The sequence below is a fragment of the Leptospira kanakyensis genome, assembly GCF_004769235.1.
GTDB classification, from domain to species: domain Bacteria; phylum Spirochaetota; class Leptospiria; order Leptospirales; family Leptospiraceae; genus Leptospira_A; species Leptospira_A kanakyensis.
Genome location: NZ_RQFG01000005.1, coordinates 900,077 through 924,936, shown reverse-complemented (window position 1 = coordinate 924,936; position 24,860 = coordinate 900,077). Strand labels below are relative to the sequence as shown.

The following is a 24,860-nucleotide window of genomic DNA, read 5'->3' as shown; positions in this document are numbered from 1 at the left end:
ATTGGATCTCAACTTTCAAATATACAATGAGTTTGTTTGGGGATTTTGGCCTGGGATCTTCGTTGTATTTGGAGTTGGGTTCTTTGTTGGATATTTAGCATCGTTTTTAGGACTCGGGGGTGGATTTATTTACACCCCATTTTTTCATAGTTTTTTTCATCTAACTGCGGTTCAAGCGGTTGCTGTTTCATTAGCGCAAATGCCGGTATCTTCTTTATCCGGACTTGTTGTTTATTATAAAAACAATAAAATCCGCTGGAAACAAGGATTCCTTTTACTTTGTACATCGATCCCGACTGCCCAATACACTGCCTATAAGTTTGGAAGGTTTGAAGACACAGAGCTCGGCAAACAGTTGTACTACGGAATTCCATTCTCAGAGTTTATTTATCTAATTGTTTTCACAGTTTTTTTAGGAATCCTTGCGGTTTATAATTTGGTAACAGCCCTAAAAAGAAGGAAAAAATACTACCAATCTTTGGAGGTGCAGTCTCAAAACTCTTACCCAAATCCTACGGCAGCTTCGAAAATATCTGATTCAAATTCAAATTCTGGTGCAAACGCGAATCAGGAGCATACGGAATCCTTTTCTTATTCTCGCAAATCTGTATTGATTGTTCTTTTCACTGGGATCTTTTTTGGACTGTTTTCTTCTTTTTTTGGAATTGGTGGAGGTTTCTTAGCTGTCCCTTTATTTGTGTATTACTTTCGAATGAGTCCTGTTGAGGCTGTTGCCACTTCTTTCCTCGGAATTTTTCTCACTTCCTTTGGAACGAGTATTTTGTATTTTTTCCAAGGTAAATTGCATTTGGAATTGGCACTCATTGGAAGTTTTGGTGGGATTTTTGGGGCAAGGATAGGATCATTAAAAGCAATCAATGCCAAACCTTACACCATCCTTCTTGTTACTGCCACATTCCAATTCTTAGTTGTGATTTGGTATGTGATAGGGAAACTTCCAAAATTCTAATTGTATAATTTCAAATTATTTGTAAGTTTCGTCTAAAAAGTATCACGCTTATGAAGCCTAAATTCCCCGAAGACCAACTCATCGAAGCACCCTCAGGTAAAATTCCCAAGTTGTATAGTTGTGTAGAATGTCGTAATGGGGCGGGCCTAGATTTTTCTTTTACGATGGCTTTCCAACCCATCATTGATTGGAACCAAAAAACCATTTATTCCCATGAAGCACTGGTTCGCGGAACCAGTGGGGAGTCCGCGTATTCAATTCTATCTAAGGTTAATTCATCCAACAGATACCAGTTTGACCAAGCCTGTCGTATCAAAGCCATTCAATTGGCAAGTCAAATTGGTATTCCCTCATATTTGAATATTAACTTTTTACCAAATGCAGTCTACCAACCAGAAACTTGTATTCGAACTACTTTAGAAGCCAGTCAAGAATACCAATTCCCATTGAATCGATTGGTCTTTGAATTAACGGAAGGTGAAGAAGTACAAGACCATGACCACATCATTAATATTTTTAAAAAATACAAAGAATATGGATTTTTAACTGCAATTGATGATTTTGGATCTGGTTATTCGGGACTCAATTTACTAGCAAAATTCCAACCTGATTTGATAAAATTAGATATGGAACTCATCCGAAACATTCATACCAATTCGGTGGCTCAAAAACTAACCAAAGCCATTGCGGGTGTCTGTCATGAAATTGGAATAAAGGTAATTGCTGAGGGTGTTGAAACAATAGAGGAATTGAAAGTTTTGGTGGATATGGGAATTTCTCTTTACCAAGGGTATTTGTTTTCTAAACCAGCCTTTGAATCCGCTGGTGAAGTGGTTTATCCAACCCTTTAAATCATAAAACTTTCTAATTCACGTCTAGGGGAATTGTATTCATAGGAACTCCTTCCCATCCTTGCAATCAATTGGATTTGTTCTTTTGGTTTTAATCCAAGTGTTGTTTTCAGATGTTTGGTGAACTCTCTACTTTCTGGATAATCTTCCACAGATTGGTTCATGGTATGAAAGGCAATCTTTCGAACGGCACATGCCAAACTAACACGCATAAAATCTCTTCCCACTTCGATCCATGTACGTTCCTCTTCAGAACCTTCTGTGATAAAGAAAACAAGTGCCTTGGAAGAATAAACTTGGTTTTGAAACATTTGGATTCCCGCATCCTTGGAAGATTTCGAATGCCAGGCTTCTTTCGATAGATCTACGAAGAATGTTTTGGCAAACCAGAGTTTGATTCCGGAAAGTCCATTCCCTTCCAGTGTAAGTCCATCTCGTTTTTGGTAGATATCTTCTTTGGAAACTCGAAACCATTTACGATTCAGTTCATTGGATACTATACGATTGGTTTCCATAGCGAAAGCTGCATCCAGTATGGGTAAGATGGTTTCTAATTGTTTGGGATCATTCACAAAAAGTAGTTTATGTTTGGTTGGCCCCATCAACATTTTTAAGTCATTGATTTCTTCGTTTGTAATGAATTCCCCGGAATATACGGAACGGTTCATTCGGCGGTCAGGTACTCCAGAAAATAAAAAGTCATGAACACATTTTGATTTGGGGAAAATTTCAAATTTGGCAACAGGCAAAGTAGAAAACGTTTTGGAACTTGGTTTTCCTTTTGGAAAGTATGTGATTTTGGTATCAAACATAAGTTTATCGGCTGTTAAGTGAGCTAGTTCTAAAAAACAACCTTGTGTGTGGAAAAATTGCCGGTTTAGGGAATCGATTTCCGGGAGTTGTTTTTCTCCATCACCAAAAAGTAAAAATTCGGAGTCGGAAACACGTTTGATTTTCCAAGGTTGGGAATTATGGGAGTTGGGTGCAAGAAGGGCCGTCACAAGGATCTGGTCTAGTGGTTGGGTGAACCCCAAAGACTCCGCAAACCCGAGTGGGTCTTTTCTGTGTAGGGCAGAAGTTTCCGCCCCATAGGCATATAAATTCTTTTGTAATGTGGAAAGGGAAACCAAGGCACCGGTGGCAAAACTATTAATCAGGAATCTTTTTCTTGTGAGCTTCATTATTTTCCCATTTATGGTTCTAAACCTTAATTGGATGGGAGTCTAATTTAAAATGTCAACCAACTCTGAACCTTTTTCCATTGATATCGTATCCGATGTAGCTTGCCCTTGGTGTTATGTAGGAAAAAAGAAACTGGAGTTGGCCCTCCAAACTGTAGGAACTAAAATTGATCCACAAGTTCGATGGAGGCCTTTCCAACTTTCACCAGAAATTCCAGAAGAAGGAATCAATTACAAAGAACACCTAACGCAGAAATTTGGAAGTTTGGATAGGCTCGATGGAGCTTGGCAACGTCTCACTGAAATTGGAAAATCCGTAGGAATACCTTTCCAGTTTGAAGCCATCCCAAAAGCCACGAACACTCTCATATTACACGCACTTGTAGCAGGACTTTCTACTTTAGAAGAACAAGCAAAACTTGTGGATTTGTTTTTTTCAGCCAATTTTACGGAAGGAAAGGATCTTACCGACAAAGAAACCATTTGGAAAGTGGCAGAACCATTGTACAAAGACCGTGCTAAGTTTGATGCAATTTTTGCAGATCCAGAACTCAAAGAACATATCCGACAAGAGATATCCTATTACCACCAAAATGGAATCAGCGGTGTTCCTTATTTTATCATTGGCGGAAAGTATGCTGTGAGTGGGGCGCAAGACCCATCTGTTTTTGTAGAAGTGATTGAAACTGTTTTAAAAGAACGAGAGTCAGAAAAACAAAGTCAATAAATTAACGTTTCACCTTGACCGAACATTCAAGATTTTTAGATTGATTCTAACCGAATTCTATTTATGAAAAAAATTATCCATTTCTTCGTCTACAAACCATTAGTTGCCAATTTGGTTTTTATCTTTTTGTTCCTTGCGGGAATGATCTCTGTCCTTTCCATGAAACGAGAAGCATTCCCTCGGGTGAACTTTCGCCAAGTACGAGTTCTCACTGTATATCCTGGTGCAAGTCCCGTGGACGTAGAGAAAAAAGTTACCATTCCCATTGAAGAGAAATTACGGGAAGTAGAAGGATTGGACTCAGTTCGATCCATCTCTCGTAACTCCGAATCTGATATCAGCATCAAAATTGATTTAGAACACAATAACCCTGATGGTGTTGTGAACGATATCAGACGTGCTGTGGATCGTGTGACTAATTTACCAACACAAGTGAAAGACCGACCTATTGTCACAGAACAAAAGAGTTCCAACTTTCCAGTGTTAGAGATTGCGATCCATGGTGCCATGAATGAAATGGAACTACAAGAAATGGGTCGATTCATCGAAGATGAAATGCGCAAAGTTTCTGGTGTTTCTCGTGTGGATGCTTTTGGAAAACGAAAAGAAGAATGGCGCATTCGTGTTGATCCTGATTTAAAGAAACGATACACACTCGGTTTTTCTGATATCATCAACGCAATTTCAAAAAGAAATATAAGCGTTCCTGCTGGATCATTTTTACGACCCATCACTCAAGACATTCGGGTGACTGGTGAAATTAACGAAATCAATGATATTAAAAACATTCCCATTCGTTCGAATGAAACGGGAAATACCATTCTTTTATCACAAGTTGCCAATGTAAAAGATACATACGAAAGGCCTCGTGTGATTGCCGTTGTGAATGGCGAACCTGCATACGTCTTACAAATCATCAAAAAAGACAGTGCCGACATCATACGAACTGTAGAAGCGGTCCAAGACCGTATTGATGAATTAAAGAAACAAATTCCCGCTAACATTCAATTTACGGAATTAAATAATGAAGGGGCACGTGCCATCAAACGATTGGATGTGGTGATCACCAATTCCCTTCAAGGATTGTTTTTAGTTGTTTTAGTACTAATTCTATTTTTTAGTCTTAAAGATTCACTTCTCACAAGTTTATCTTTGCCATTGACATTATTTGCAACTACGATTGCATTTCCTATCTTTGATGTATCCTTCAACTTAGTATCAATGCTCGGGATTATCATTTCCCTGGGGATGTTAGTTGATAATAGTATCATCATATCGGAAAATATCTACAAGTTCAGATCTAAAAAAATGGATTCAAGGGAAGCGGCAGTACTTGGTGCTAGCGAGTTATTTGTTCCTATCATTGGATCTTATCTCACAACAGTAGCAGCCTTTTTGCCGATGGCGTTTATGTCTGGAATTATGGGTAAATTCATTTGGCAAATTCCATTTATGGTGATTGTGGCTTTGACTTTATCTTTGTTTGAATCCTTTTTATTACTTCCCGTTCGGTATGCACAGTTCACATCACATGAGGTCAAAAAACGTTCGAAACATCGCGAAAGGTTTCGTTCTGTTTTAGAAAATGGATTTGAATCTCTAAAAGCTGGATTCACTCGTTTCATTACTCGCGTTGTCAATCGACCTTTCCTAACACTTGGTTGTATCCTCATTGTATTTTTATCTTCTTGTGGGCTTGTCGGACTCATGAACTTCAATTTGTTTCCTAAAGAAGGGATTGATTATGTGATGGTTCGAGCAGAATTCCCTCCTGACTTTTCTGCACAAGAGACCACCAAACAATTGCAATACTTCCAACCCATTTTGAATAAAATTCCTAAAAATGAAGTTCAAAGTATTATTTTGAAAATTGGAATCCAACAAACAGATCCAACCGATCCATTAACTCGGATTGGTGAGCAGTTAGGTATGGCGCAGATCATTCTTGTTCCGGAAACAGAACGAAAACGAACTGCCCAAGAAATTTTTGGAGAACTTGAACCTGATTTGAAAAAACTTCCAGGTGCGGTTTCGGTGATGGTTGATTTAGTAGTGAACGGCCCTCCCATTGGAGCCGCTGTGACCGTTGCGATTGAAGGTCGCGATTATAAAACTCTAAAACAGATCTCAACTGAGATGCAGGATTTTTTAAGAAAACAAGAAGGTGTCATCAATATCAACGATGATTACAAACCTGGTAGAGAAGAAATTCAAATTCGTATGAAAGACACTGCTTCTGCCATCACAGGAATTGATACAGAAGTCACAGCTTATTATGTGCGAACCGCCATGGAAGGTTTAGAGGCATCTAACCTACGTAAGGGTAAGGATGAAGTCAAAATTGTCATCCAAAACGATGACCAGTTCCGCGATGGATTGGAAGATTTGGATTCAATCCAAATCTCTAATAAATTTGGCCTCCTAACACCAATTACCGCAGTTACCACAAAAACAACGGTTCAGGGGATTGAAGCTTTGTATCATAATGATTATGAAAAAGCCATCACTGTACTTGCTGATGTGGATGAAGCCAAAACAAGTTCCACCATTGTGAATGGTAAAATAGTGGATGAGTTTGGAAATATTGGTAAAAAGTATCCAGGTTATAAAATTAAGTTCCGAGGGGAACAAGAAGAAACTGCCAAGTCAATGGTCTCACTTCTGACAGCTGGTGTTTTGGCATTCTTTGGAATTTTTGCCATCCTCGCGATCATCTTCAATAGCATCAAAAAACCAGTGTTGATTTTGTTATCAATTCCCTTAGGATTTGTGGGAGTGGTATTTGGGTTTTTGATTTCAGGAAAGGCTTTAAGTTTTCTTGCAATGATTGGTATCATTGGTCTTGCAGGAGTAATTGTGAACGCCTCCATCGTACTTGTAGATACCATCCAAGAATTCCAAGCCAAAGGAGAAGGGTTGTATGATTCTCTCATAACGGCTTCTGGTGAAAGATTTCGCCCCATTCTTGTGACAACTCTCACCACTATGGCTGGAATGATTCCGACTGCTTATGCGATCGGTGGTTCGGATCCGCTCCTCATTCCGATGACACTCTCCTTAGCCTGGGGACTTGGATTCGGAACCTTTGGATCACTTATTTTTATTCCTGCTAGTTTTTCAGCTTATTACAAACTAAAGAAACGAACATAAGTTATATGCTTTAGTAATGATTCAGAACATCTTCGGCAAACCCGAGGATGTTTTGGAGTTTCAACTTTTTCCCATTGTCCAAAACCATAGTTCCATTAAACATTCCAAACACTTGGTGTTGTACCGTTTTAATGATTAAAAAATTCATATAAGAATTTCTATCTACGATGGGTGTAAAATCCAAATCCAAACGATTGTTATTGGAAGTGAATTTCCATGGCGCCATATAGTTTTTGGTATCAATGATAAAATCCACTTCCTCTAGTTTATGAATTTTGCCATCGTAAAGAATGATGTTTTCAGAAGCAGGACTTCTATCTGTAAATCCATATCCTAAGTTGAGACCAAATGGTTTTCCATCCACCCAAGCAGAGACGGAACTCCAATACCATCTGTTTTTATATGTCCAAACTCCACGTCCCCAATCGAGTGCGCCAAAATCTTTTTTGGAATCGAATTGATACGTTGTATTTCCTACGAATACTTTTCCGGAAGCGGGCATACAATTGATTTTAGTATTATAATAGAATGCTTTTCTGTTTTCTTTCCAAGAGGTAGCAATATTCATCGAATCCATTTTAGGTTCGGTAAGTTCGATTTTTCCTTGGATTCCTTTTCCCCCATCTGGTGCGTCGAAAGATTTGGATTCAAATTCTAAAATTCGTTTTCCATTTATGACTTCAAATCGTAGTTTCAGTTTTTTATCTTCAAACTGAACCACCCCACCACTACTAACACGTGGAAATCCTGTTTTGCCAAGAGGTAGAACCGAAAGTGTATCGATTTGTTTAAATGTTCCTTGTTTGAAATCTAAAAAACAAATTGCAAAGAGACCCGCATAACCCAAATCAGATGCCGTTATAGTGATTCCAAATTCTTTTGTAGGTGATAAAATAGAATAATAATCCCATTCCTTGATTTTTAATGCTGATGCGGCGATATTTTCACGGTTATAAGTCCAAAAAGGGGAACGAGCCCAACCTTCTTCCGTAAGGGTTCCATCGTTTTTTAATAGGGGAATTTGTTTTTTAATCTCAGGCATGAACCGATTCAAAAAGATTGATAACTTTCGACGAGAAGTTTTTATTAGAATCACTAAGAGCGAATTGACAGGAATCGAATTCCATTGCAGACTCGGTTTCGCTCACGCACCACAAACAAGGAAAAACGAACCATGAGTCAATCCATTCCAAAAGAACAAAATTATGATTATGACTTTATTATCGTAGGGTCTGGTTTTGGAGGATCTGTTTCTGCTTATCGGTTATCACAAAAAGGTTATAAGGTTTTAGTGATTGAATCGGGAAAAAGATGGAAATCAACAGACTTTCCAAAAACAAATTGGAGCCTTCGTAAATACTTATGGATGCCAAAGTTAGGTTTTTATGGAATTCAAAGGATCAATTTACTGAATGATTTTTTACTCGTGAGTGGGGCAGGTGTGGGTGGAGGTTCATTAGTTTATGCTTGTACGTTATATGTTCCATCAGCTAAAGTTTTAAACTCTCCTTTATATTCCAAAATGGGTGGAGAAAAAGCATTATTACCATATTATGATGTTGCAAAACACATGCTTGGTGTAACAGAGAACCCACAACTTTGGGAACCAGACCAAATTTTATTAGAAACTGCCAAAACTTTTGGTAAAGAAGATACCTTCCGAAGAACTCCTGTGGGAATTTATTTTGGTAACAAAAAAGATCCAAAGGATCCTTTTTTTGGAGGCGATGGTCCCGATCGAGACCCTTGTAATTTTTGTGGTGGTTGTATGGTCGGTTGTCGTCATAACGCAAAAAACACTCTCGATAAAAACTATTTATATTTAGCCGAGAAACTCGGAGCAGAAATTCTTCCTGAAACCAAAGTCACTTCTCTTGTTCCACTGAATGAAAAAGGAATTCCTGATCCAGAAGCTAGCGGTGAGTTTGGATATGAATTAGAATCAAACAGTACAACCGGTTGGTTTGGTTATCCGAAAAGGAAATTTCGTTCCAAACAAGTAGTTCTTTCTGCTGGTGTGATGGGTACTGTTGGACTTCTACTCAAAATGCAATTTGAAAACAAATTGATCCGTTTGTCAGAAAAGTTAGGTGATACAGTTCGAACCAATAGCGAAACCGTATTACCAGTAACAGTTCCAGCGAGTAAGGGTGTTGATTATTCACGTGGGATTGCGATTACATCATCTGTCCATCCCGATGAAAATACTCATATCGAACCTGTTCGGTATTCCAAAGGATCGGATTTTTTTGCTCTCCTTGCCAGTGTGATGACTGATGGAGGTGGGAAGTTTCCAAGACCACTCAAATTTTTTTGGACTATGCTTCGCCATCCCATCTATTTTTTAAAAGCACATAATCCTGTCGGGTTTGCAAAAAACTCTATCATTTTACTTGTGATGCAAACTGTTGATAATAGCGTACGACTTGTCCGTAAAAGACGAATCATTTGGCCTTTCCAAAGAACCATCACATCGGCTCTTTCCACTGGTGAACCCACACCAACTTATATTCCGATTGCCAATGCCTTTACAAGGAAACTCGCAGAGATAGTGGGTGGGATTCCTCGCAGTTCTTTCAATGACACTCTTCTCAGTGCCCCTTTGACAGGTCATATCATGGGTGGTTGTATTGTCGCTGACTCAGCAGAACGTGGTGTGATCGACATGGAAAACAAAGTGTTTGGATACGAGAACCTACGTGTTTGCGATGCGTCCATGCTTACGGTGAACTTAGGTGTAAATCCAAGTTTGACCATCACAGCTCTCTCGGAACGAGCCATGAGTTTTGTTCCTACCAAGGGTAATAAAGCGATCCAATTTTTATCTTTCGAAACCAAAAAAGGTTTTGATAAAATCCTTGGTTCGATTCCGAAGAAACCTTCCGTTAAAAAATCGACTTCTGTGAGGAAACGTTTATCATTACCTAAATGAGTTTGATAGACATAGCCAAATCTGGCAGTATCGAAGACTGGGACGCCGAGATCAGCGCTGGTGCTGATCCAAATGAATTAGATTTTTATGGAACGAATGCTCTCTCCTGGATGTTAAAGATGGAGAGTGCGGAGCTCTTTCGTCATGCCATCCTTAAAGGAGCTGATCCCTTATCTCCTTATACCACTCCAGGCAATGTGATCTTTGATGTAGTGAATCAAAACAAAGATTCTTTCCTTCAAATCTTAGTGGATACGGTTTCTGTTTGGAAAAATTCAAAATATCTTCTCACAAGAGATAAAAATGGGAACACCATCTTTCATTTGGCAGTTCTTGAGTCCGCTGAATCTCTATGGGAGGTTTTATTTAATTCATTAACGGAAGAGATTGTTTCTTTACGAAATGAAGAGGGGCGGTCTGTATTTTTAGAAGCAATCATCGAAGACCGAATGGAAATCATCACCAAACTTCTGTCAAAGTTTCCAGATATCGTCCAACAAATTGATCGTGAAGGGAAAACTGCCCTCCATTTGGTTGCTGAGAGAAACTTACATGAGTTATGTTCGTTTCTTTTGGAAGAAGGAAATGTTTTATTAGAAACAAAAGATAATTTCGGAAATACGGCTTTGTTTTTATCGGCTTCCGCCGATGCAGTCGAATGTATGGCTGACCTTCTCCATGTCGGTGCTAATCCATTTGTTTGGGGGGAAAATGAGGAATCGATTACGAGATTACTCGACCGTGAAAAATTTGGTCATTCACTCAAAACTTGGAAAGATTTTGTGATCCAAAAAGCAATCCTCGGCGCAGGGTATGTACGCCGAGAGGAAATGATTGAATTTCTTCGAAAAGAAAAACCATTCAAACCAGAAGAACTAACCAAAGCAAAGTTAGTTGATCTGATTTAATTAAATTCGGTTGGATCGAATTACTTTTGCGGAGTGGAATCATCTCCTAAAAATTTTGGCCCATAGTTTCCTTCCCTGTCAGTATATGACCTGTCGGTTTTAGGACTTTCAAACGTATAATGTTGTTCGATATTGGTTTTGAAAGGAGCATTCTCCGGAGATTCGCCGTATTGGTGTAACTCTCGAATCCTTAAATCGGATCTGGGATGTTTTCCTAGCCTTCCTTGGAACTTAAAGAAGGAGGAGAGTTTGGGATCTACTTTATGATGACCGTCAGGATCTTTGTCTGCCGGTTGGTTCACCCATCCTGGTTCTTCCCAAGCCACAAGCCTTTCAATTTGCCCTTTGATCATCTTACGTGCATCCACATAACGAGTTGGTTCGGGCAGGTCTTTACATTCACAATCATCTAACGTAGCTGTTTTGTCAGTGATTCCTGAACCAATTTTAACATTGGTTAAATCTTTTTCCGATAAATTTTTCGGAATGATTAGGATAGAGTTTTCTGGGTCAAAACTTGGAAACACATCCCAAGGATCAGAAATATAATTAAAGAGTGCATTGCCTGCATGAAGTTTTACCGTATAACCACCATAAGCTGATGTTGGATTCCCACCATCGGAGCTCATATTCCCTTTGGCCACATAAAGGATTGGATGATTTTTTAATGAATTGATATTTCGAAAATCCGTATCGAGTAGGATATGATCATGTCCTGTCAGTAAAATTCGTTTTGGTTTTCCTTCTTTTGAGACAAGAAGTGCATAAGATTCTAAATCCCCTTGGTGGATATTTCCAAATTTGGTTGGTCCTTCATTCCAATCATACCAAATCCAATAAGAGATAACCATATCTCCATTTCCTACTCCATACCAATAGTTACCGTTATCTCTAAATCCTGGCAAAGCTTCTTTTTGTGTACCCGATACAGTGGCATTGGCATAACGAACATGATAGTACAAATGGGTTTGTTTTTCTGTTTCGTTTAGGTCAGGAAATTCAACATAGTTCCAAGTTGTTTGGCCTGTTGTTTTACGACGGATATCTTTATTTGGAAGAGTGTATTCTTTCGGCTGAAAATAATTTGCATACTTTTCTATATTCGTTGGTAGGTATTTTTTATCCTTGTGAAAGACAAGGATGGGTGCAAATTTTGAAGCCAACTCTTCTTGTTTGCGATTGGGGATCAGGTTTTCTTGACTTACAAAAGTAAACTCATGTGTTATGTTTGGATTTTTAGAAAATGAATCTGTATTTTGAATCCAAAAAGGATTATGACCTGGTGAGTATTTTCCATAAACTTTTTCTATTCCTTCGATGCGGATAGAAAGATGTGTCCACTGGTTTGGAGCCAGTCCATGAAAGTTCATTTGGTCAATGGAAGACTGGATTTGTTTTGTATTTTTATGCGATTGAATTGATATAGGCGTATAACAGTCTTTAGCTGTTATGTTAGGACAATGATAAAATTTAAGCAAATAAGATATCGTTTCCCCATTTAATTCTTTAGGGATGGATTTTAATTTGAATTGAAACCGAAGGGAAATTGGATTTGTTATTTCTGGTTCTTTTCCGTTAGAACTAGAACAAGAATTGATAAAGAACAAAAAGAGGATGAAAGTGAAGCAGGTGGTTGTTTTAGTGATTGGTTTCATTTGATTTTTGGGGCATAAAAAAACCCCTGTTTCCAGAGGTTTTACTTTGAAAAAGATTTAGACTACTCAGCGTCTTTTTTTGCTTTTTTCTCTTTTTTGGCTTTCTTAGCTTTTTTAGCCTTTTTCTCGCCTTTTTTATTATTCTTTTTCTCTTTTTTCTCACCGTCTTTGTTGTTCATTTTTTCTTTTTTAGGTTTAACGGTTTCGGAAGCTTCCTCAGTTTGCATAGTAGGTTCTTCGTCTGCTTCTGTTTGAGCAAAAACGCCGAAAGTACTGAAAGAGAAAATAGAGAGAATCACAAGAATTTTTTTCATTTTTTACCTCGTATGGAATGTGCACCAATTAGATACTATTTCGATGAATAGACAATCGTAAATTTTAGGGTTTTTGTGAATTATTTACCCACACAAAATTTACTAAATATCCTTCCAAGGATTTCTTCATTTTCCACATGACCATTGACTTCACCAATTTCTTTAAGGGAGGTATTGATTTCCTGAATGTAAATTTCTGCAGGTGCGTTATCTTCCATAAGCCGGATGGCTTCGGATAAATTAGATTCTATTTTTTGAATATGATATCTTTGTCGGTCTTCCAATAAAACCACATCTTCCGAGTTATCTTGAGAAATGAGTTTTGTTTTCAAAAGTTCTAATAAATGAGGAATGCCGATTTTTGTTTTACAAGAGATCTCTGTCACTTCCAATTCAAATTCATTTTGTAATTCATCCAATTGGTTTCGGTTCCAATCTTTATATTTTTCATCAATTTTATTGGCAACAAGGATGGCACCATGAAGTCGTTCTTTATGTTTTGTTAAAAACGAACTTTTGTCGAATGGGATTGAGGTGTCGATGAGAAGTAATTTTACATTGGCGCTATCGGCTTCGCGTTTACTTCGTTCAATCCCCATTTGTTCTATGTTATCCGATGTCTCTCGAATTCCGGCAGTATCCACAAGTCGAATCGGAATTCCATCCAAACTCAATTCTTCGGCAATATAATCTCTCGTGGTGCCGGGAATGTCCGAAATAATCGACCGATCTTTTCCGATGAGTACGTTCATCAGACTCGACTTACCCGTGTTCGGCTCTCCAAATAGAACAACAGTGGATTGTAAAATTAATGTTTCTGCTCGTTCAGAATCTTTGATGAGTTTAGAACAAAGATTCTTTAGAGAAACCATTCGATGTTTCCTTTCTTCTAAACTTTCGAAGGTTAAGTCTTCCGTAGAAAAATCTATTTCTGCTTCACATTCTGCTTTCAGTGAAATCAGATCACTTCTGATTTTTGAACTTAATTTTGTAATCTCGCCAAATACGTTTTTTTGTGCTAACTCTAATTCATATCGAGAGCGAGCTTCAATGAGTCGACCAATCGCTTCTGCACCGGATAAATTGATTTTACCATTTAAGTAAGCTCGTTTTGTAAACTCACCCTTCTGGGCAGGCCTTGCCCCTTTATCGAAAAGGATTTGTAAGGCACGTTTGAGTAGAATTGGATTTCCATGTAAATGGAACTCGGCCAAATCTTCACCTGTATATGAGTTAGGTGAAGCAAAATAAAAAAATACAATTTGGTCTAAAGGTAAATCTGCATCTACAAAATCACAATAAATGGCAGTCCGTGTTTGGTTTTTAATGTATTCTTCGGTGAGAGGAGATCCGTTCTTTTGGAGAACGGCCAGAACAATGGGCAATACGGCAGAGCCCGATACCCGAAGGATGCCAATCGCTCCGGGCCCTGAGGCTGTGGACAATGCCGCAATGGTATCAATCAAGATCTTCTTGGTCTACTCCGTCAGCAAAGTCTTCAACAGGAAGGCCTTTTTTAGACGGATCTTCCAAATCTTTGTATTTATGTTTTTCTTTTGCAGAGATGACACGAACTCTTTTGAAAGTTCCATTTCCTTCGGATCTTGTGAACACTCTTTCATCTTCTTGGATTGCCATATGAACAATTCTTCTTTCAAACGGATTCATTGGATCGAGTAGTTTTGATCTTCCGGATTTAATTACGGATGCAGCAACAGATTTTGCCAATCGAATGAGAGATAACTCACGTTTGTCGCGGTAGGATTCAATATCCAAAACAATTTTTCTATTGTGACGAATTTTTGGATCAACCATTAGGTTGAGAAGGAATTGAAGTGAATCTAAAGTGCCTCCTCGTTTTCCGATAATCAGTCCGGATTCTTTACTCGTGAGTTCAACGTAGATTTTTCCATCAACATCACCCATTCCAACAACTTCAGCAGGGATCCCCATTTTTTTCAAAATGGTAATGATCACTCCATGAATGATTTTTTCGGATGGGATGTCATTGTTTGCAACAAACGCACGTACAACGGCTGGTTTTTTTTGTGTGATTCCTAAAAATCCGGATTTTCCGGAATCAACTACTTCGAATCGTAAATCGCCTGGTTGGAGGCGAAGTGTTTCGAGTGAATATTCTTCTGCCTCACTTTTAGTTTTTCCTTCGGCTTCGAAAATGTAATTATTCATCTGTGATCTTCCTTGTTAAACAATGATTTCATTTTTTCTTTTTGTTCTGGTTTCTAAAACCAGGTCTTGCAACTGCTGAAGCGTTGTTTGCTGGTTCTGGCCCATTATTTTTTGGTTTTTTATCTTCCGATTTACCAAACTTATTTGTATACACTTGTTGTGCGATAGACAGAATGTTTTGCATTGTCCAATACATAGTCACACCAGCCGGCATTGACCAGAAGAAATATAACATGATGACAGGCATCATATACATCATCATCTTTTGGTTAGGGTCTGAGGAAACCGTAGTCATTCTAGATTGAACCACTTGTGTAGCCACCATGATGAGTGGAAGGATATTGATCGCAAGCGCACCAATAAAAGCTAACTTTGGAGTTGTGTAAACAGTGTCTGGTTCACTTAAATCAGTGATCCATAAAAATGGAGAATTCCAAAGATCCACTGTGTCAGAGAACGCAGTATACAATGCGATAAAGATAGGAATTTGAATGAGCATCGGAAGGCAACCCGCCATCGGATTGGTTCCGTTCTTTTTGTATAACTCTACAGTTTTTTCTTGTTTGAGTTTCGGATCATCTGCATATTTTTCATTGATGAGTTTGATTTGTGGAGATAACTCCTGCATCTTCTTCATCGATTCCGCCTGTTTTTTGTTCAGCGGATAAAATGCTAATTTGAAAAGGATGGCAAAAATAACAATTGCCCAACCATAGTTAGGAATGACGAGATAGATCTTTTTTAAAATCCAAACAATTCCATTACGAAGAGGGGTTGTAATCCCTTGGTTGAAGGACTTGTCGAGAGAATCACTAAGGCCTGCAAATACAGAGTCCTTGTTGATTTTTGGATCAAGTTTGCTGTCACGGAAAGCGGTTCCATCAAGTTCTCTCACTCCGACATAAGCAGCATAATCTAGGTTTACTTCTTCGCCGGGTCCAAGTTTCCAATTATCATAAACTAAAAGAACACCTGTTTCGTTTCCTTTACGATTATCAAGAAGAACTCCTGCTGGTTTATCATCCAATGGATCGATAACCCCAATGAAGTAACGGCTTCCTGTTCCCACGAAGTCTACTTTTTCGTTAGAACCTTTTTTGATTTCGTAACGAGTGTCTTTTCCATCATTCGAACCAAACAGGTTATCAAAAAAACCTTGTGTGGTGGTTCCGTCTACGTGGTCTTTAAAACTTCCATCTAAATAGTAATAACGGAAATAGTGTGCATTGTCACGGTCATTAAAATCTTCTTTTTTCTTAAGTACTGGACCAAGAGAACTGAAGGATCTAAAGTAAACATCAGATTTTGATGAAGAAATATTGATGGTTTCGTTTGATCTGTTTTTAAGTGTTAAATGAAACTTAAAATAATTTTCAGAAGGGAAAAATTGAAATTTCTTTTGGATTGTGAATTTACCATCTAACGAAGGTGCTTCGAAGATTACAGTTTTTGTTTCAGCGTTGTAACTGGAACTAAAATTTACTAAGTTGTATGCTGAAAAAGGAATGGTGTCTTTGTCTTCAATGATGTTGAAGTCAAAACCTTGGCCTCTCGTGAGTTCCACTGCTTTTTCCGTTTGTCCATCAAATTCAATTTGAAACTTAGGATCTTTTGCGACAGCAAACTCGGAACCATCTGGTTCTTTATGATCTTTGATATAGTATTCAGTGATCCTTCCACCTAAACTAGAAAATCGAACTAAAAAGGAATCTGTTTTTAATGCGAAGGTTTTTACATCTTCTGGTTTTACCGGATTTAACTTTGGTGTTTCTGTTGTTGGTTTCTTTAATTCTGCTTTTGGATCTGTAGTGGTTCCGTTAGTTTTCTCTTTTTCAGAGTTTTCTTTGTTAGAAACTTCATCAGCGGTTTTTGGTTTCGGTGTTTGTGGTGGAAAGAAGAAGTAGTTAATCCCCATCCATACTGCTAAACTGAGAAATAGCGCTAGGAATAAACGACTTTGTCTGTTAGTGGAATCATTTTGCATAAGTTAACTCTTGTTAAAGGATTTCGGTAAAGGATCATGCCCACCCTCATGATAAGGATGGCATTTAGAAATTCGAACTACACTGAGAACAAATGCTTTATACCATGGATAGGTTTCAAACGCTTGTTTGGCGTATTCAGAACAACTGGGGGTAAATCGGCAAGCCGGAGGCAATAGTGGGGACAGCAGTTTTTTGTAGAGGTAAATAAGAACCAAAAACAGCCGATTCATGGGAATTGTTTTAGAACCGAAAGGAACAAAACCTCTCGGTCTTCCTTAGATAACTTCGCAAATTCTTTCTGAACCAGTAGGGCACAATCGTATCCTACTGGTATTGAAGAAAGATGGTTCCGAACCAGTTCTCTGAGAATTCGTTTGGAACGGTTTCGTGCAACGGCTGTTTTGTGAGTTTTGTCGGGACAAAATAAAAAACTGGCAAACGGAAGGCCGTTTTTTCGAACAAGCCATCGCATCGGTGGCCTGCCCATTTTACGATTCTGACGAAAGAGTTCCTGGATCCTGGTTTGGTCGCGAAGGGTCTCCGAAGGAAGCTCCTAAATTAGAACTTTCTCCCGATTTTTTCGTCGGAAACAGTCAATTTAGCGCGTCCTTTTCTTCTTCTTGCGGCAATCACATTTCTTCCGCCTGGGGTAGCCATTCTGGCTCGGAATCCGTGAGTTCTCACGCGTTTAATTTTACTCGGTTGGAATGTACGTTTCATGAAACACCTAATTAATCTATATATGATCGCAAAAATATGAGGTCTTTTGAAAGGTTTTTGGTACCCCCATGGAAGTCAAGGGGAATTGGGAAAAATGATTGGACAGCGACTTTCTTATGAGACATAAGGCAAAAACATTCAGTTTTAGATGAGGGCTTACCTTTTTGCATAGTTTTCTTTGGAAAGAGGGTCACTAAGTCGTGATTATATCCTGAGTAACTGAGTGAATTTTTCTAGTCCCTTTCTTTCGAAACTGGGTTTCTTTTTTGTATCACTTTCCATCGAAAGTGAGTTACCTTTGACAGTCTCTTTCCTTTGATAGTGGGTTCCTTTCTAGCACTGCTTTCTTTCGAAACTGACTTACCTTTTCTCATCACTTTCCAAAGAAAATCGCAAACTTTCTTTCGTGAATTTTCCAGTTTTCGTCTCAATCTGTTTAAAGGTATTCAAAATTTCAGCAGTAAACGAAACCATACTCTATGGGCAAAGGTAACCAACTGAAAAAAGAAAGTGGCTTACCTTTTCGTCTGGTGATCAAAATCGCGTCAGTTTCCTTTGTCATCGGCTTACTTTTGGCTATGGCTTTATTTGCAGAGCCAACGCAGAATCGAAATTACGACCAAAGTCAGAAACGAACAGACCTAACCTTAGTTTCGCATAACCCTCAAACTTCTAGTTCCTCCAAAAATTTGGATCATACAAAAGATCTGAATCTAGAGTTTGCTTTCAAAGAATCCATCCGATATTTTGAGAGGAAACCTAAAGATAGTAAATTTCGTTTTGGAGAAGAGGAATACACCAATGAGGAGGTTCTTCGCTCTTTAGAAAATCTTCAAATGATCATTCGTGATACACCCTCTCACCAAATTCAAAATGAAATCAAAAAAAATTTTATATTTTTTGTTTTGAGCCCTTCTGATGGCCCTCCCACTATAACAGGATATTATGAAGTACGAATTTATGGAAAAAACAAACCAGAAGGAGAATACCAATATCCTGCGTTATCTCCACCAAAATCTGATCTAACAATATCTGAAAATCCGAAACTCTTTCTTCGAGAAAAGTGGAGTCAAAAATCCATTTGGGAAAAATATTCCAAACCAATTGTTTTCTTACGTTTGACAGACTTACATTTGGCGCAGTTGGAAGGATCCGCAGTTGTCGAAACAGAAACAAAAGAAAAATTTCGAATCAACTATGCTGCGGACAATGGTCAGAATTATATTAGTCCTTCCGTTCATTTGGAAGGAATTTGTCCAAGTCTCAAACCATACCATCTTTCAAATTGTATTCAATCCAGGCCTAAGGAAGTTACTGATGCCATTTTGAAAAATCCAAGATATATATTTTTTGAAAAAGAATCGTTTCCAAAAAAGCAATTAAATGAAAATTCATTCGGACCAATGGGAAGTGACGGAATTCGTTTGGTTTCTTTTCGATCTGTTGCTATGGACAAAAAAATTCCACTTGGATTACCAATCCTTCTTTCATTTCAATCAAACAAAGAAACGATAAACGATCGTTTGGTGTTTGTTCACGACAGAGGGAATGCAATCACTGGTGCGGGTCGTTTGGATTATTATTTGGGAAGTGGTGATGGTGTGGAAGAAATGGCAAACAATTTGTTAACCAAAGGAAAAGTAACTTTGTTACTTCCCAAAAAGGAGAAAACTAGAAATAAATAAGTCTCTTCTATTACTAGATAATTCAAATGATTTAAAAATGAATTAAATAGTAATAAAATAATTTTGAAGAACATCATCTGAGGTTTTAGAGCCTTCGCGATATTTGCGAACTTTTACTTTTTGATTCCTTGATAAAAAATCAAAAATAACGTTTCGATTTCTTGATTCGGATCCAATGGTAACTTGGGTGCTAATATAAATTTAGTAATTAAAAAACTAGCACTCAAACTAAAAGAAGCTCTAACGATTTGGTTTGCATCTAAATCCTTTCTGATATCACCTATTTTTTGAAAGTATTGGATGGCTTTTACAGAAGTATCATACAAATTTATTTTCCAAAGAGTTCCAAAAATTTCTGAAAATTCTTTTGAGAAAAGAAGAGCACCGAGAAGTAATTTTAATTTTTGAGGTTCTTTTGCGACAGCTTCATACCTTGCTTTTAAAATAGAAATATACCAGTCTTTAAAATCTGGTTTCAATGATTCTAATCTTTCTTTTAAATCAGACATATGGCCAGGCACAATTGTTGAAAGAAGTAATCCCGCTAGAACCCGCCTATATAAATCATTCTTTGAAGGGAAATATTTAAAGAGAGTACGTTCTGTTACACCGGCTCTTTTTGCTAGTTCTGCTGTTGTGGCACCAGTAAATCCTAATTCAGCAAATACCTCCTCAGCAGCGCTTACTATATCTTTTTCCTTTTCTGATTCTGGGTTTTGGTAAAATTCAAATTCGTTTTGTAGTAATTTTAATGTCAGTTTCATAGGTTCACTCGAGTCCGTTTGGAATCATTTTTTCTAAGGGGCGAAATTTTTCGATTGATTTTTTGTATAGTGTTTACTATACCTGGGAGATCGAAATGAAAAAGGTTCAATTGGGGTTGTTACCAAAGTTGGAAATTCAGTGGAATCGTAAGTCTGTGGATTCGGCTGAATCGGGACGGGAAATACTTAGAGACGGAAGGGTTAAATATTGGATTCGCCATGATACAATCAGGGGTGTACATCCAAAAATGTTGGCTTGGTGGTTCCAACATCTGGAAGGTGAAATCGAATATGAAGGAAAGATTTACAATCGTTATCATGTTTGGCACCCCGAAGATCATGTCCATGTCAGTTATGAAAAACGAAAACCTGATGGCAGTGTGGGATCTGGCGCGGAACTTCGAATCGTAGAATACTTGGGTAGGAATAAGAGTTATTTAGTAAATGTGGTAAGTCCCATCGAAAAATTAGATGAGGAAGGTTTCATTCATAATCCAAAACTTTATGGTTTTTTACCCATTGCGAGAATGGAATATAGTTTTAAGGACAGCGCCGAGGGAACTCGTTATGAAAATTGTTTGATTGTTGGATGGAAGGGATTTAGTTTTAAGCTGATACGGCCAATCTTTGAGTTTTTGTTTTTTGACAAACAACACGGTTTTTTTTGGATCAAACATAACATTGAAGAGGTGGGTCAGTTCGAAAGATTTTTACCAAACCTTTATAGGAAAGAAAATGAAAATTTACGGTGACAGACAATCAGGAAATAGTTATAAACTTTTACTTGTAACTTCCTTCTTAGAAATTCCGTATGAATGGCAAGACATCGACATTAAAAAAGGAGAAACCAAAACAGATTCATTTTTACAGATGAATCCGAATGGAAAAATTCCCGTTTTAATTTTGGATGATGGGAGGATTCTGTCGGAGTCCAATGCCATTTTGAATTTTTTGGCAGAAGGAAGTCATCTGCTTCCCAAAGATAATTTTGAACGAGCAAAAGTATTTCAGTGGCAGTTTTTTGAACAGTACAGTCATGAACCATACATTGCAGTAGCAAGATTTATCAGCCATTATCTGGGGATTCCTGAAGAAAGACGTGCCGAATACGAATCAAAACAAATTGGCGGTCATAAGGCCTTACAAGTTATGGAAACCCAACTAACAAAAACAAAGTTTTTAGTAGGAGATTTTATGACTACTGCGGATATATCTTTGTTTGCTTACACTCATGTTGCTCATGAAGGTGGATTTGATTTATCTTTGTATCCAAAGATTTTAGATTGGATCAAACGAATCCAATCTTTAGATAAATTTAAACCAATGAATTCAGTCTGAATGAAGTTTACACTGTTCGCCGTCAGTTTCTAGTTCGATGGTTGTGTGGATGATTTCAAATTCCAATGCAACCTTTCTAATTTTTTCTTTAATTTTTTGGAATTCGTTTAGTTTGACCGTTTTGTCTATGAGTACATGTAGGGAAGCAACATGGTGATTCCCATCCAAACTCCAAATTTTGATATCGTGAACCGACTGAATCCCTTTGATTTTTTCCCAATGTTCAATGAGGTCATTACGATCCACTGATTCGGGAACAGCTTGTAACATTACAACCATCACTTGTTTGATGTTACCGTATGCATTCCATAAAATCCATAATGCAATCGATAACGATAACAATGGATCGAACCAGGGGACTTTGAAATACATCATAACAACACTACCGATAAGCACTGCAATCCATCCGAGTATATCTTCTAAAAAATGAAGAAACACTGCTTTTTCAGTGAGTGATTTGCCATGGTTGAGTCGAATCATGGCAATCCCGTTGACAATAACACCAATGATGGCAAGTGCAAACATTACATCTGCTTTTGTTTCTTCCGGAGTGATGAATCTTTTGATAGATTCGATGATCATAAATATGGAACCAACAGAAAGGATAACGGATATGATGAGTGCTCCGAGTATGGAGAACCTTTTGTATCCATAATCAAATAAACTGTCTTTTGGTTTTGTTGAAATTTTTTGCAGATACCAAACAAGAGCCAATGATAAAGCATCTCCAAAATCATGAAAGGCATCAGAGATGATAGCGATACTATTAGAGAAGAGACCACCGATTAGTTCTAGAAGGGAAAAACTTAAGTTAAGTAAAAATGCTAGGGCTAGATTTTTAGACGAGGAGGACGAATGATTGTGGTTATGGTTGTGCGAGTGATGGTCGTGTTTAGAATGATTATGACCTTGTCCCATAGAGGATATATTTTTAGATTCGTTTTTTCTCTGCAACTAAAGAAAGAGGGGAAAAACAAAATCAACCAACGAGTTTGGGACTAATCAATCAAACAGTATTTCTGGTCTTGAATATAGATAACCTTGGACAACATGACAAGAAGTTTGTTTGAGGCGGAGGATTTGGTCTTCATTTTCAATCCCTTCTGCAATTGTTTTTAGTCCCAAAGAGTCGGCCAAATGGCAAATCGATTCTAGAAGTAGAAAATTTCTGTCAGAATTTGCAATATCATCTAAAAACGATTTATCAATTTTTAATTCATCAAATTGAATTTTTTGCATATAATGAAGGGAGGAATATCCTTTTCCAAAATCATCTAAGGATACAGAAATTCCTTTGGATCTAAGTTCAGAAACAATTCGTTCGATGGTTTCGATTTCGTCCAAGAACACATCTTCGGTGATTTCGAATATTATGTTTTTTGGTTCTATTTTTTGTTCTGTTAAACAATGGATGATATATTCATTAAAATTTGGATATAAAAAGAAAATTGGTGATATGTTGATAGAAACCTGGATTTCTTTTCCATAGGTTTCTAGTAATTTAGGAATGTGTGAAATTACTTTTTCAAAGATACATTTCCCAAATGGAACAATTAACTCTGATTTTGTGATGATTGGAATGAATTCGTCGGGAGGAACGTTGCCAAACTCGGGGGCATCCCACCGTGCCAGAGCCTCGAGTCCAATTGTTTTTCCGGAACTAATATCAACTTTTTCTTGATAAGCAATTTTGAAACTTTTTTGATTGATGGTTTTTTCTAAATATATTTTAAGTTTTTGTTCTCTTTCTATTTTTGATTCCATTCCAGGTTGGAACCAAACTAATTTTGGCAAAGATTCTTCTCTGGCCACATTCATTGCGATGGAAAGTTTACGAATCATTTCATCTAAATGTTTTGTATCTTTAGGGAATTGGATTCCGGAAACGCGGTATTGTAGTCTATGTCCCAATCTTTCAGGTGTGAGTATTTGGTTGTTATTAAGATCAAACTTTACGATTGCTTCCTCAATTTTTGTTTTCGTTGAATTTTGAATCCAAAGGATAAATTCATCACCGCCCAAACTGGCAACCAAGGTATCCGGTCGTTCTTCAGTGAATTGTTTTAAAACACTTCCTATGAGTGTCAGTATTTGATCACCGAAACTAATTCCATGTAATGCATTAATGACTCTAAGACCTTTTATATTGATCAGTAGGAGGAATGTTTCTGGTTTGCTAAACTCAATTCTATTGTTAATTAAATTTTCGAACAAATATCTATTTGGTAAATGAGTTAAAGAATCATAAAATGCTAATTTATCTATATGTTTTTTGTTTTTAAGTATTTTGCTTCTTGATTCTTTTAAATAAACTATGTTTTTGATTAATTTTGCTCTAAGTCTTTGGATTAAAAATCCACTTAAGATCGAAAAAATGATAAGACTAACAGATTTAAAATACCATTCCCTTGGGCTATTGTTTCGGATTCCTAAAAATTCTGGGAATTGCAACCATGAGAAATAAACCATGATACCAAATATTCCAGGAAGGATAGATATTAAAAGTGATGAAACCAAACTGAGGATTGGTGGAAGGAAAACAAAAAATGAAATGATGATAAAGGCTAAGGAAATTTCTCCGGTTCCGAGTAATCCGCTGCGAACAAATGACAAAACGGATATAAAAATAGTGGTACCAATCAAACTAAAAACTCGAACGACGAGTGGAACTTTGTTTTTTAATAAATATTCTAGGTATAAAATTCCGGAAATTCCTAAATCGACAAAAAGAAAAATGTAATCAATCTCTCCTTGGTTTGTAAAAAATGGAATGATGTGTAAAACTGCTGCAACAATAAACAAAGCAGACGTAACTAATAAAAAGCGGCGAAGCAGAGGACTTGTGTCCTTCCTGAATTTCGTCCAATAGACATAGTTATGTTTATCTGTTACCATTTGGTTTTCATTAGACGATTTGAACTTGTCCGAGAAAACCTTAAAAAAGCCTTTCCTTAGTGATTGGTCAAGACTAAGTTATCCTCATTGTGACGAATACTAATGATTTACCTGCCAAGTCTCCCCAAGATTCCGCTGTAGAAACTAGACACCTTGTACTTCCTAACGATGCGAACCATTATGGAACAGCATTCGGTGGGGCTATCATGAGTTGGATTGATTCGATTGCGGCGATGTCGGCGCAAAGACATTCCGGTCACGAAGCGGTGACGGCTAGTATCGATCGTATTAATTTCATCACACCAATCCAGATCGGTGATCATGTGAATTTGAAAGCTATGGTAAATTATGTGGGAACTACTTCGATGGAAGTAGGCGTACAGGTAAACCGCGAAAACCCATATACAGGCGAAATGGTCCGAGCTACAACCGCCTATCTCTCGTTTGTTGCTTTGGACTCAAACAAAAAACCTTGTCCCGTTCCTCCCTTACGATTGGAATCGGAACTGGAAAAACGTAGATATGCAGAGGGAAAACTCCGAATTGAAATGGCAAAAGAATTTGCAGCCAGAATCAAAGTTGGAAGAAAATAAAT

Annotated in this window: 22 protein-coding genes and 1 pseudogene; 10 read left to right on the top strand and 13 right to left on the bottom strand. The window is 37.6% G+C overall.

Features of this window, described 5'->3' with window-relative positions:
• Position 1: 1 nt before the first annotated feature.
• On the top strand, positions 2-970 hold the full coding sequence (locus EHQ16_RS04935) for a sulfite exporter TauE/SafE family protein (RefSeq protein WP_135635073.1): 969 nt from the start codon (positions 2-4) through the stop codon (positions 968-970).
• Positions 971-1,020: 50 nt separating this feature from the next.
• Complete coding sequence (locus EHQ16_RS04930) at positions 1,021-1,821, top strand: EAL domain-containing protein (protein ID WP_208742230.1); 801 nt, start codon at positions 1,021-1,023, stop codon at positions 1,819-1,821.
• On the opposite strand, the gene EHQ16_RS04925 is transcribed toward EHQ16_RS04930, so the two are convergent.
• Positions 1,818-3,002, bottom strand: a complete 1,185-nt coding sequence (locus EHQ16_RS04925; RefSeq protein ID WP_135635075.1) for an Acg family FMN-binding oxidoreductase — start codon at positions 3,000-3,002, stop codon at positions 1,818-1,820. The genes EHQ16_RS04930 and EHQ16_RS04925 overlap by 4 nt on opposite strands.
• Before the next feature lie 52 nt (positions 3,003-3,054).
• On the opposite strand from EHQ16_RS04925, the gene EHQ16_RS04920 reads away from it, so the two are divergent.
• Complete coding sequence (locus EHQ16_RS04920) at positions 3,055-3,729, top strand: DsbA family oxidoreductase (RefSeq protein ID WP_135635077.1); 675 nt, start codon at positions 3,055-3,057, stop codon at positions 3,727-3,729.
• A gap of 63 nt (positions 3,730-3,792) precedes the next feature.
• Positions 3,793-6,879 carry an efflux RND transporter permease subunit gene (locus EHQ16_RS04915; RefSeq protein WP_135635079.1) on the top strand — a complete coding sequence of 1,029 codons (3,087 nt, stop codon included), beginning with the start codon at positions 3,793-3,795 and terminating at the stop codon, positions 6,877-6,879.
• Positions 6,880-6,889: 10 nt separating this feature from the next.
• Here the strand turns inward: EHQ16_RS04915 and EHQ16_RS04910 are convergent, their stop codons facing one another.
• Entirely contained in the window at positions 6,890-7,921 is a 1,032-nt protein-coding gene (locus EHQ16_RS04910) for a DUF2804 domain-containing protein (protein ID WP_135635081.1), read from the bottom strand.
• Between the two features lie 132 nt (positions 7,922-8,053).
• Here EHQ16_RS04910 and EHQ16_RS04905 point away from each other — a divergent pair, with 132 nt between their 5' ends.
• Both EHQ16_RS04905 and EHQ16_RS04900 read left to right on the top strand, forming a co-directional pair.
• A complete protein-coding gene (locus EHQ16_RS04905) occupies positions 8,054-9,811 on the top strand; it encodes a GMC oxidoreductase (protein WP_135635083.1) in 1,758 nt (585 codons plus the stop codon).
• Positions 9,808-10,719 (top strand): ankyrin repeat domain-containing protein, encoded by a 912-nt coding sequence (locus tag EHQ16_RS04900; protein ID WP_135635085.1) that lies wholly within the window; start codon positions 9,808-9,810, stop codon positions 10,717-10,719. The genes EHQ16_RS04905 and EHQ16_RS04900 overlap by 4 nt, the downstream gene beginning before the upstream one ends.
• Before the next feature lie 20 nt (positions 10,720-10,739).
• Here EHQ16_RS04900 and EHQ16_RS04895 read toward each other — a convergent pair whose 3' ends face one another.
• From EHQ16_RS04895 to rpmH, 8 genes and pseudogenes are all read right to left on the bottom strand, one after another.
• Positions 10,740-12,374, bottom strand: coding sequence for a hypothetical protein (locus EHQ16_RS04895; protein WP_135635087.1), 1,635 nt, complete (start codon positions 12,372-12,374; stop codon positions 10,740-10,742).
• Positions 12,375-12,436: 62 nt separating this feature from the next.
• Entirely contained in the window at positions 12,437-12,688 is a 252-nt protein-coding gene (locus EHQ16_RS04890) for a hypothetical protein (protein WP_135635089.1), read from the bottom strand.
• A gap of 80 nt (positions 12,689-12,768) precedes the next feature.
• Positions 12,769-14,154 (bottom strand): tRNA uridine-5-carboxymethylaminomethyl(34) synthesis GTPase MnmE, encoded by a 1,386-nt coding sequence (gene mnmE, locus EHQ16_RS04885; protein WP_135635091.1) that lies wholly within the window; start codon positions 14,152-14,154, stop codon positions 12,769-12,771.
• On the bottom strand, positions 14,147-14,878 hold the full coding sequence (gene jag, locus EHQ16_RS04880; protein WP_004784914.1) for an RNA-binding cell elongation regulator Jag/EloR: 732 nt from the start codon (positions 14,876-14,878) through the stop codon (positions 14,147-14,149). The genes mnmE and jag overlap by 8 nt, the downstream gene beginning before the upstream one ends.
• Before the next feature lie 28 nt (positions 14,879-14,906).
• Entirely contained in the window at positions 14,907-16,862 is a 1,956-nt protein-coding gene (gene yidC, locus EHQ16_RS04875) for a membrane protein insertase YidC (protein ID WP_208742229.1), read from the bottom strand.
• A 3-nt stretch (positions 16,863-16,865) separates the two neighbouring features.
• Entirely contained in the window at positions 16,866-17,093 is a 228-nt protein-coding gene (yidD, locus tag EHQ16_RS04870) for a membrane protein insertion efficiency factor YidD (protein ID WP_135596247.1), read from the bottom strand.
• Positions 17,090-17,395 (bottom strand): annotated as a pseudogene (rnpA, locus tag EHQ16_RS04865) (ribonuclease P protein component); the annotation flags it as partial. The gene yidD and the pseudogene rnpA, both read right to left, overlap by 4 nt.
• 26 nt (positions 17,396-17,421) lie before the next feature.
• Positions 17,422-17,583, bottom strand: a complete 162-nt coding sequence (gene rpmH / locus EHQ16_RS04860) for a 50S ribosomal protein L34 (protein ID WP_135635095.1) — start codon at positions 17,581-17,583, stop codon at positions 17,422-17,424.
• A 479-nt stretch (positions 17,584-18,062) separates the two neighbouring features.
• On the opposite strand from rpmH, the gene EHQ16_RS04855 reads away from it, so the two are divergent.
• Positions 18,063-19,268: an MltA domain-containing protein gene (locus tag EHQ16_RS04855; protein ID WP_135635097.1), complete on the top strand. Its 1,206-nt coding sequence runs from the start codon at positions 18,063-18,065 to the stop codon at positions 19,266-19,268.
• Between the two features lie 113 nt (positions 19,269-19,381).
• Here EHQ16_RS04855 and EHQ16_RS04850 read toward each other — a convergent pair whose 3' ends face one another.
• Complete coding sequence (locus tag EHQ16_RS04850; RefSeq protein ID WP_135635099.1) at positions 19,382-20,032, bottom strand: TetR/AcrR family transcriptional regulator; 651 nt, start codon at positions 20,030-20,032, stop codon at positions 19,382-19,384.
• A gap of 95 nt (positions 20,033-20,127) precedes the next feature.
• On the opposite strand from EHQ16_RS04850, the gene EHQ16_RS04845 reads away from it, so the two are divergent.
• Both EHQ16_RS04845 and EHQ16_RS04840 read left to right on the top strand, forming a co-directional pair.
• Entirely contained in the window at positions 20,128-20,784 is a 657-nt protein-coding gene (locus EHQ16_RS04845; protein ID WP_135635101.1) for a DAPG hydrolase family protein, read from the top strand.
• Positions 20,768-21,370: a glutathione S-transferase family protein gene (locus tag EHQ16_RS04840; RefSeq protein WP_135635104.1), complete on the top strand. Its 603-nt coding sequence runs from the start codon at positions 20,768-20,770 to the stop codon at positions 21,368-21,370. Before EHQ16_RS04845 ends, EHQ16_RS04840 begins: the two co-directional genes overlap by 17 nt.
• Here the strand turns inward: EHQ16_RS04840 and EHQ16_RS04835 are convergent.
• Together EHQ16_RS04835 and EHQ16_RS04830 are read right to left on the bottom strand one after the other, a co-directional pair.
• A complete protein-coding gene (locus EHQ16_RS04835; RefSeq protein ID WP_135635106.1) occupies positions 21,362-22,288 on the bottom strand; it encodes a cation diffusion facilitator family transporter in 927 nt (308 codons plus the stop codon). The two genes, EHQ16_RS04840 and EHQ16_RS04835, sit on opposite strands and share 9 nt — an antisense overlap.
• Positions 22,289-22,372: 84 nt before the next feature.
• A complete protein-coding gene (locus EHQ16_RS04830) occupies positions 22,373-24,265 on the bottom strand; it encodes a putative bifunctional diguanylate cyclase/phosphodiesterase (RefSeq protein WP_135635108.1) in 1,893 nt (630 codons plus the stop codon).
• A gap of 89 nt (positions 24,266-24,354) precedes the next feature.
• On the opposite strand from EHQ16_RS04830, the gene EHQ16_RS04825 reads away from it, so the two are divergent.
• Positions 24,355-24,858 (top strand): acyl-CoA thioesterase, encoded by a 504-nt coding sequence (locus tag EHQ16_RS04825; protein ID WP_135587481.1) that lies wholly within the window; start codon positions 24,355-24,357, stop codon positions 24,856-24,858.
• The last annotated feature ends 2 nt before the right edge of the window (positions 24,859-24,860 follow it).

What these genes read in the sequence shown, in the direction of transcription:
- EHQ16_RS04930 (WP_208742230.1), top strand. Translation starts at nt 1,021, where the DNA reads ATGAAGCCTAAATTCCCCGAAGACCAACTCATCGAAGCACCCTCAGGT.
- EHQ16_RS04925 (WP_135635075.1), bottom strand. Translation starts at nt 3,002, where the DNA reads ATGAAGCTCACAAGAAAAAGATTCCTGATTAATAGTTTTGCCACCGGT.
- EHQ16_RS04920 (WP_135635077.1), top strand. Translation starts at nt 3,055, where the DNA reads ATGTCAACCAACTCTGAACCTTTTTCCATTGATATCGTATCCGATGTA.
- EHQ16_RS04915 (WP_135635079.1), top strand. Translation starts at nt 3,793, where the DNA reads ATGAAAAAAATTATCCATTTCTTCGTCTACAAACCATTAGTTGCCAAT.
- EHQ16_RS04910 (WP_135635081.1), bottom strand. Translation starts at nt 7,921, where the DNA reads ATGCCTGAGATTAAAAAACAAATTCCCCTATTAAAAAACGATGGAACC.
- EHQ16_RS04905 (WP_135635083.1), top strand. Translation starts at nt 8,054, where the DNA reads ATGAGTCAATCCATTCCAAAAGAACAAAATTATGATTATGACTTTATT.
- EHQ16_RS04900 (WP_135635085.1), top strand. Translation starts at nt 9,808, where the DNA reads ATGAGTTTGATAGACATAGCCAAATCTGGCAGTATCGAAGACTGGGAC.
- EHQ16_RS04895 (WP_135635087.1), bottom strand. Translation starts at nt 12,374, where the DNA reads ATGAAACCAATCACTAAAACAACCACCTGCTTCACTTTCATCCTCTTT.
- EHQ16_RS04890 (WP_135635089.1), bottom strand. Translation starts at nt 12,688, where the DNA reads ATGAAAAAAATTCTTGTGATTCTCTCTATTTTCTCTTTCAGTACTTTC.
- jag (WP_004784914.1), bottom strand. Translation starts at nt 14,878, where the DNA reads ATGAATAATTACATTTTCGAAGCCGAAGGAAAAACTAAAAGTGAGGCA.
- yidC (WP_208742229.1), bottom strand. Translation starts at nt 16,862, where the DNA reads ATGCAAAATGATTCCACTAACAGACAAAGTCGTTTATTCCTAGCGCTA.
- yidD (WP_135596247.1), bottom strand. Translation starts at nt 17,093, where the DNA reads ATGAATCGGCTGTTTTTGGTTCTTATTTACCTCTACAAAAAACTGCTG.
- rpmH (WP_135635095.1), bottom strand. Translation starts at nt 17,583, where the DNA reads ATGAAACGTACATTCCAACCGAGTAAAATTAAACGCGTGAGAACTCAC.
- EHQ16_RS04855 (WP_135635097.1), top strand. Translation starts at nt 18,063, where the DNA reads ATGGGCAAAGGTAACCAACTGAAAAAAGAAAGTGGCTTACCTTTTCGT.
- EHQ16_RS04850 (WP_135635099.1), bottom strand. Translation starts at nt 20,032, where the DNA reads ATGAAACTGACATTAAAATTACTACAAAACGAATTTGAATTTTACCAA.
- EHQ16_RS04845 (WP_135635101.1), top strand. Translation starts at nt 20,128, where the DNA reads ATGAAAAAGGTTCAATTGGGGTTGTTACCAAAGTTGGAAATTCAGTGG.
- EHQ16_RS04840 (WP_135635104.1), top strand. Translation starts at nt 20,768, where the DNA reads ATGAAAATTTACGGTGACAGACAATCAGGAAATAGTTATAAACTTTTA.
- EHQ16_RS04835 (WP_135635106.1), bottom strand. Translation starts at nt 22,288, where the DNA reads ATGGGACAAGGTCATAATCATTCTAAACACGACCATCACTCGCACAAC.
- EHQ16_RS04830 (WP_135635108.1), bottom strand. Translation starts at nt 24,265, where the DNA reads ATGGTAACAGATAAACATAACTATGTCTATTGGACGAAATTCAGGAAG.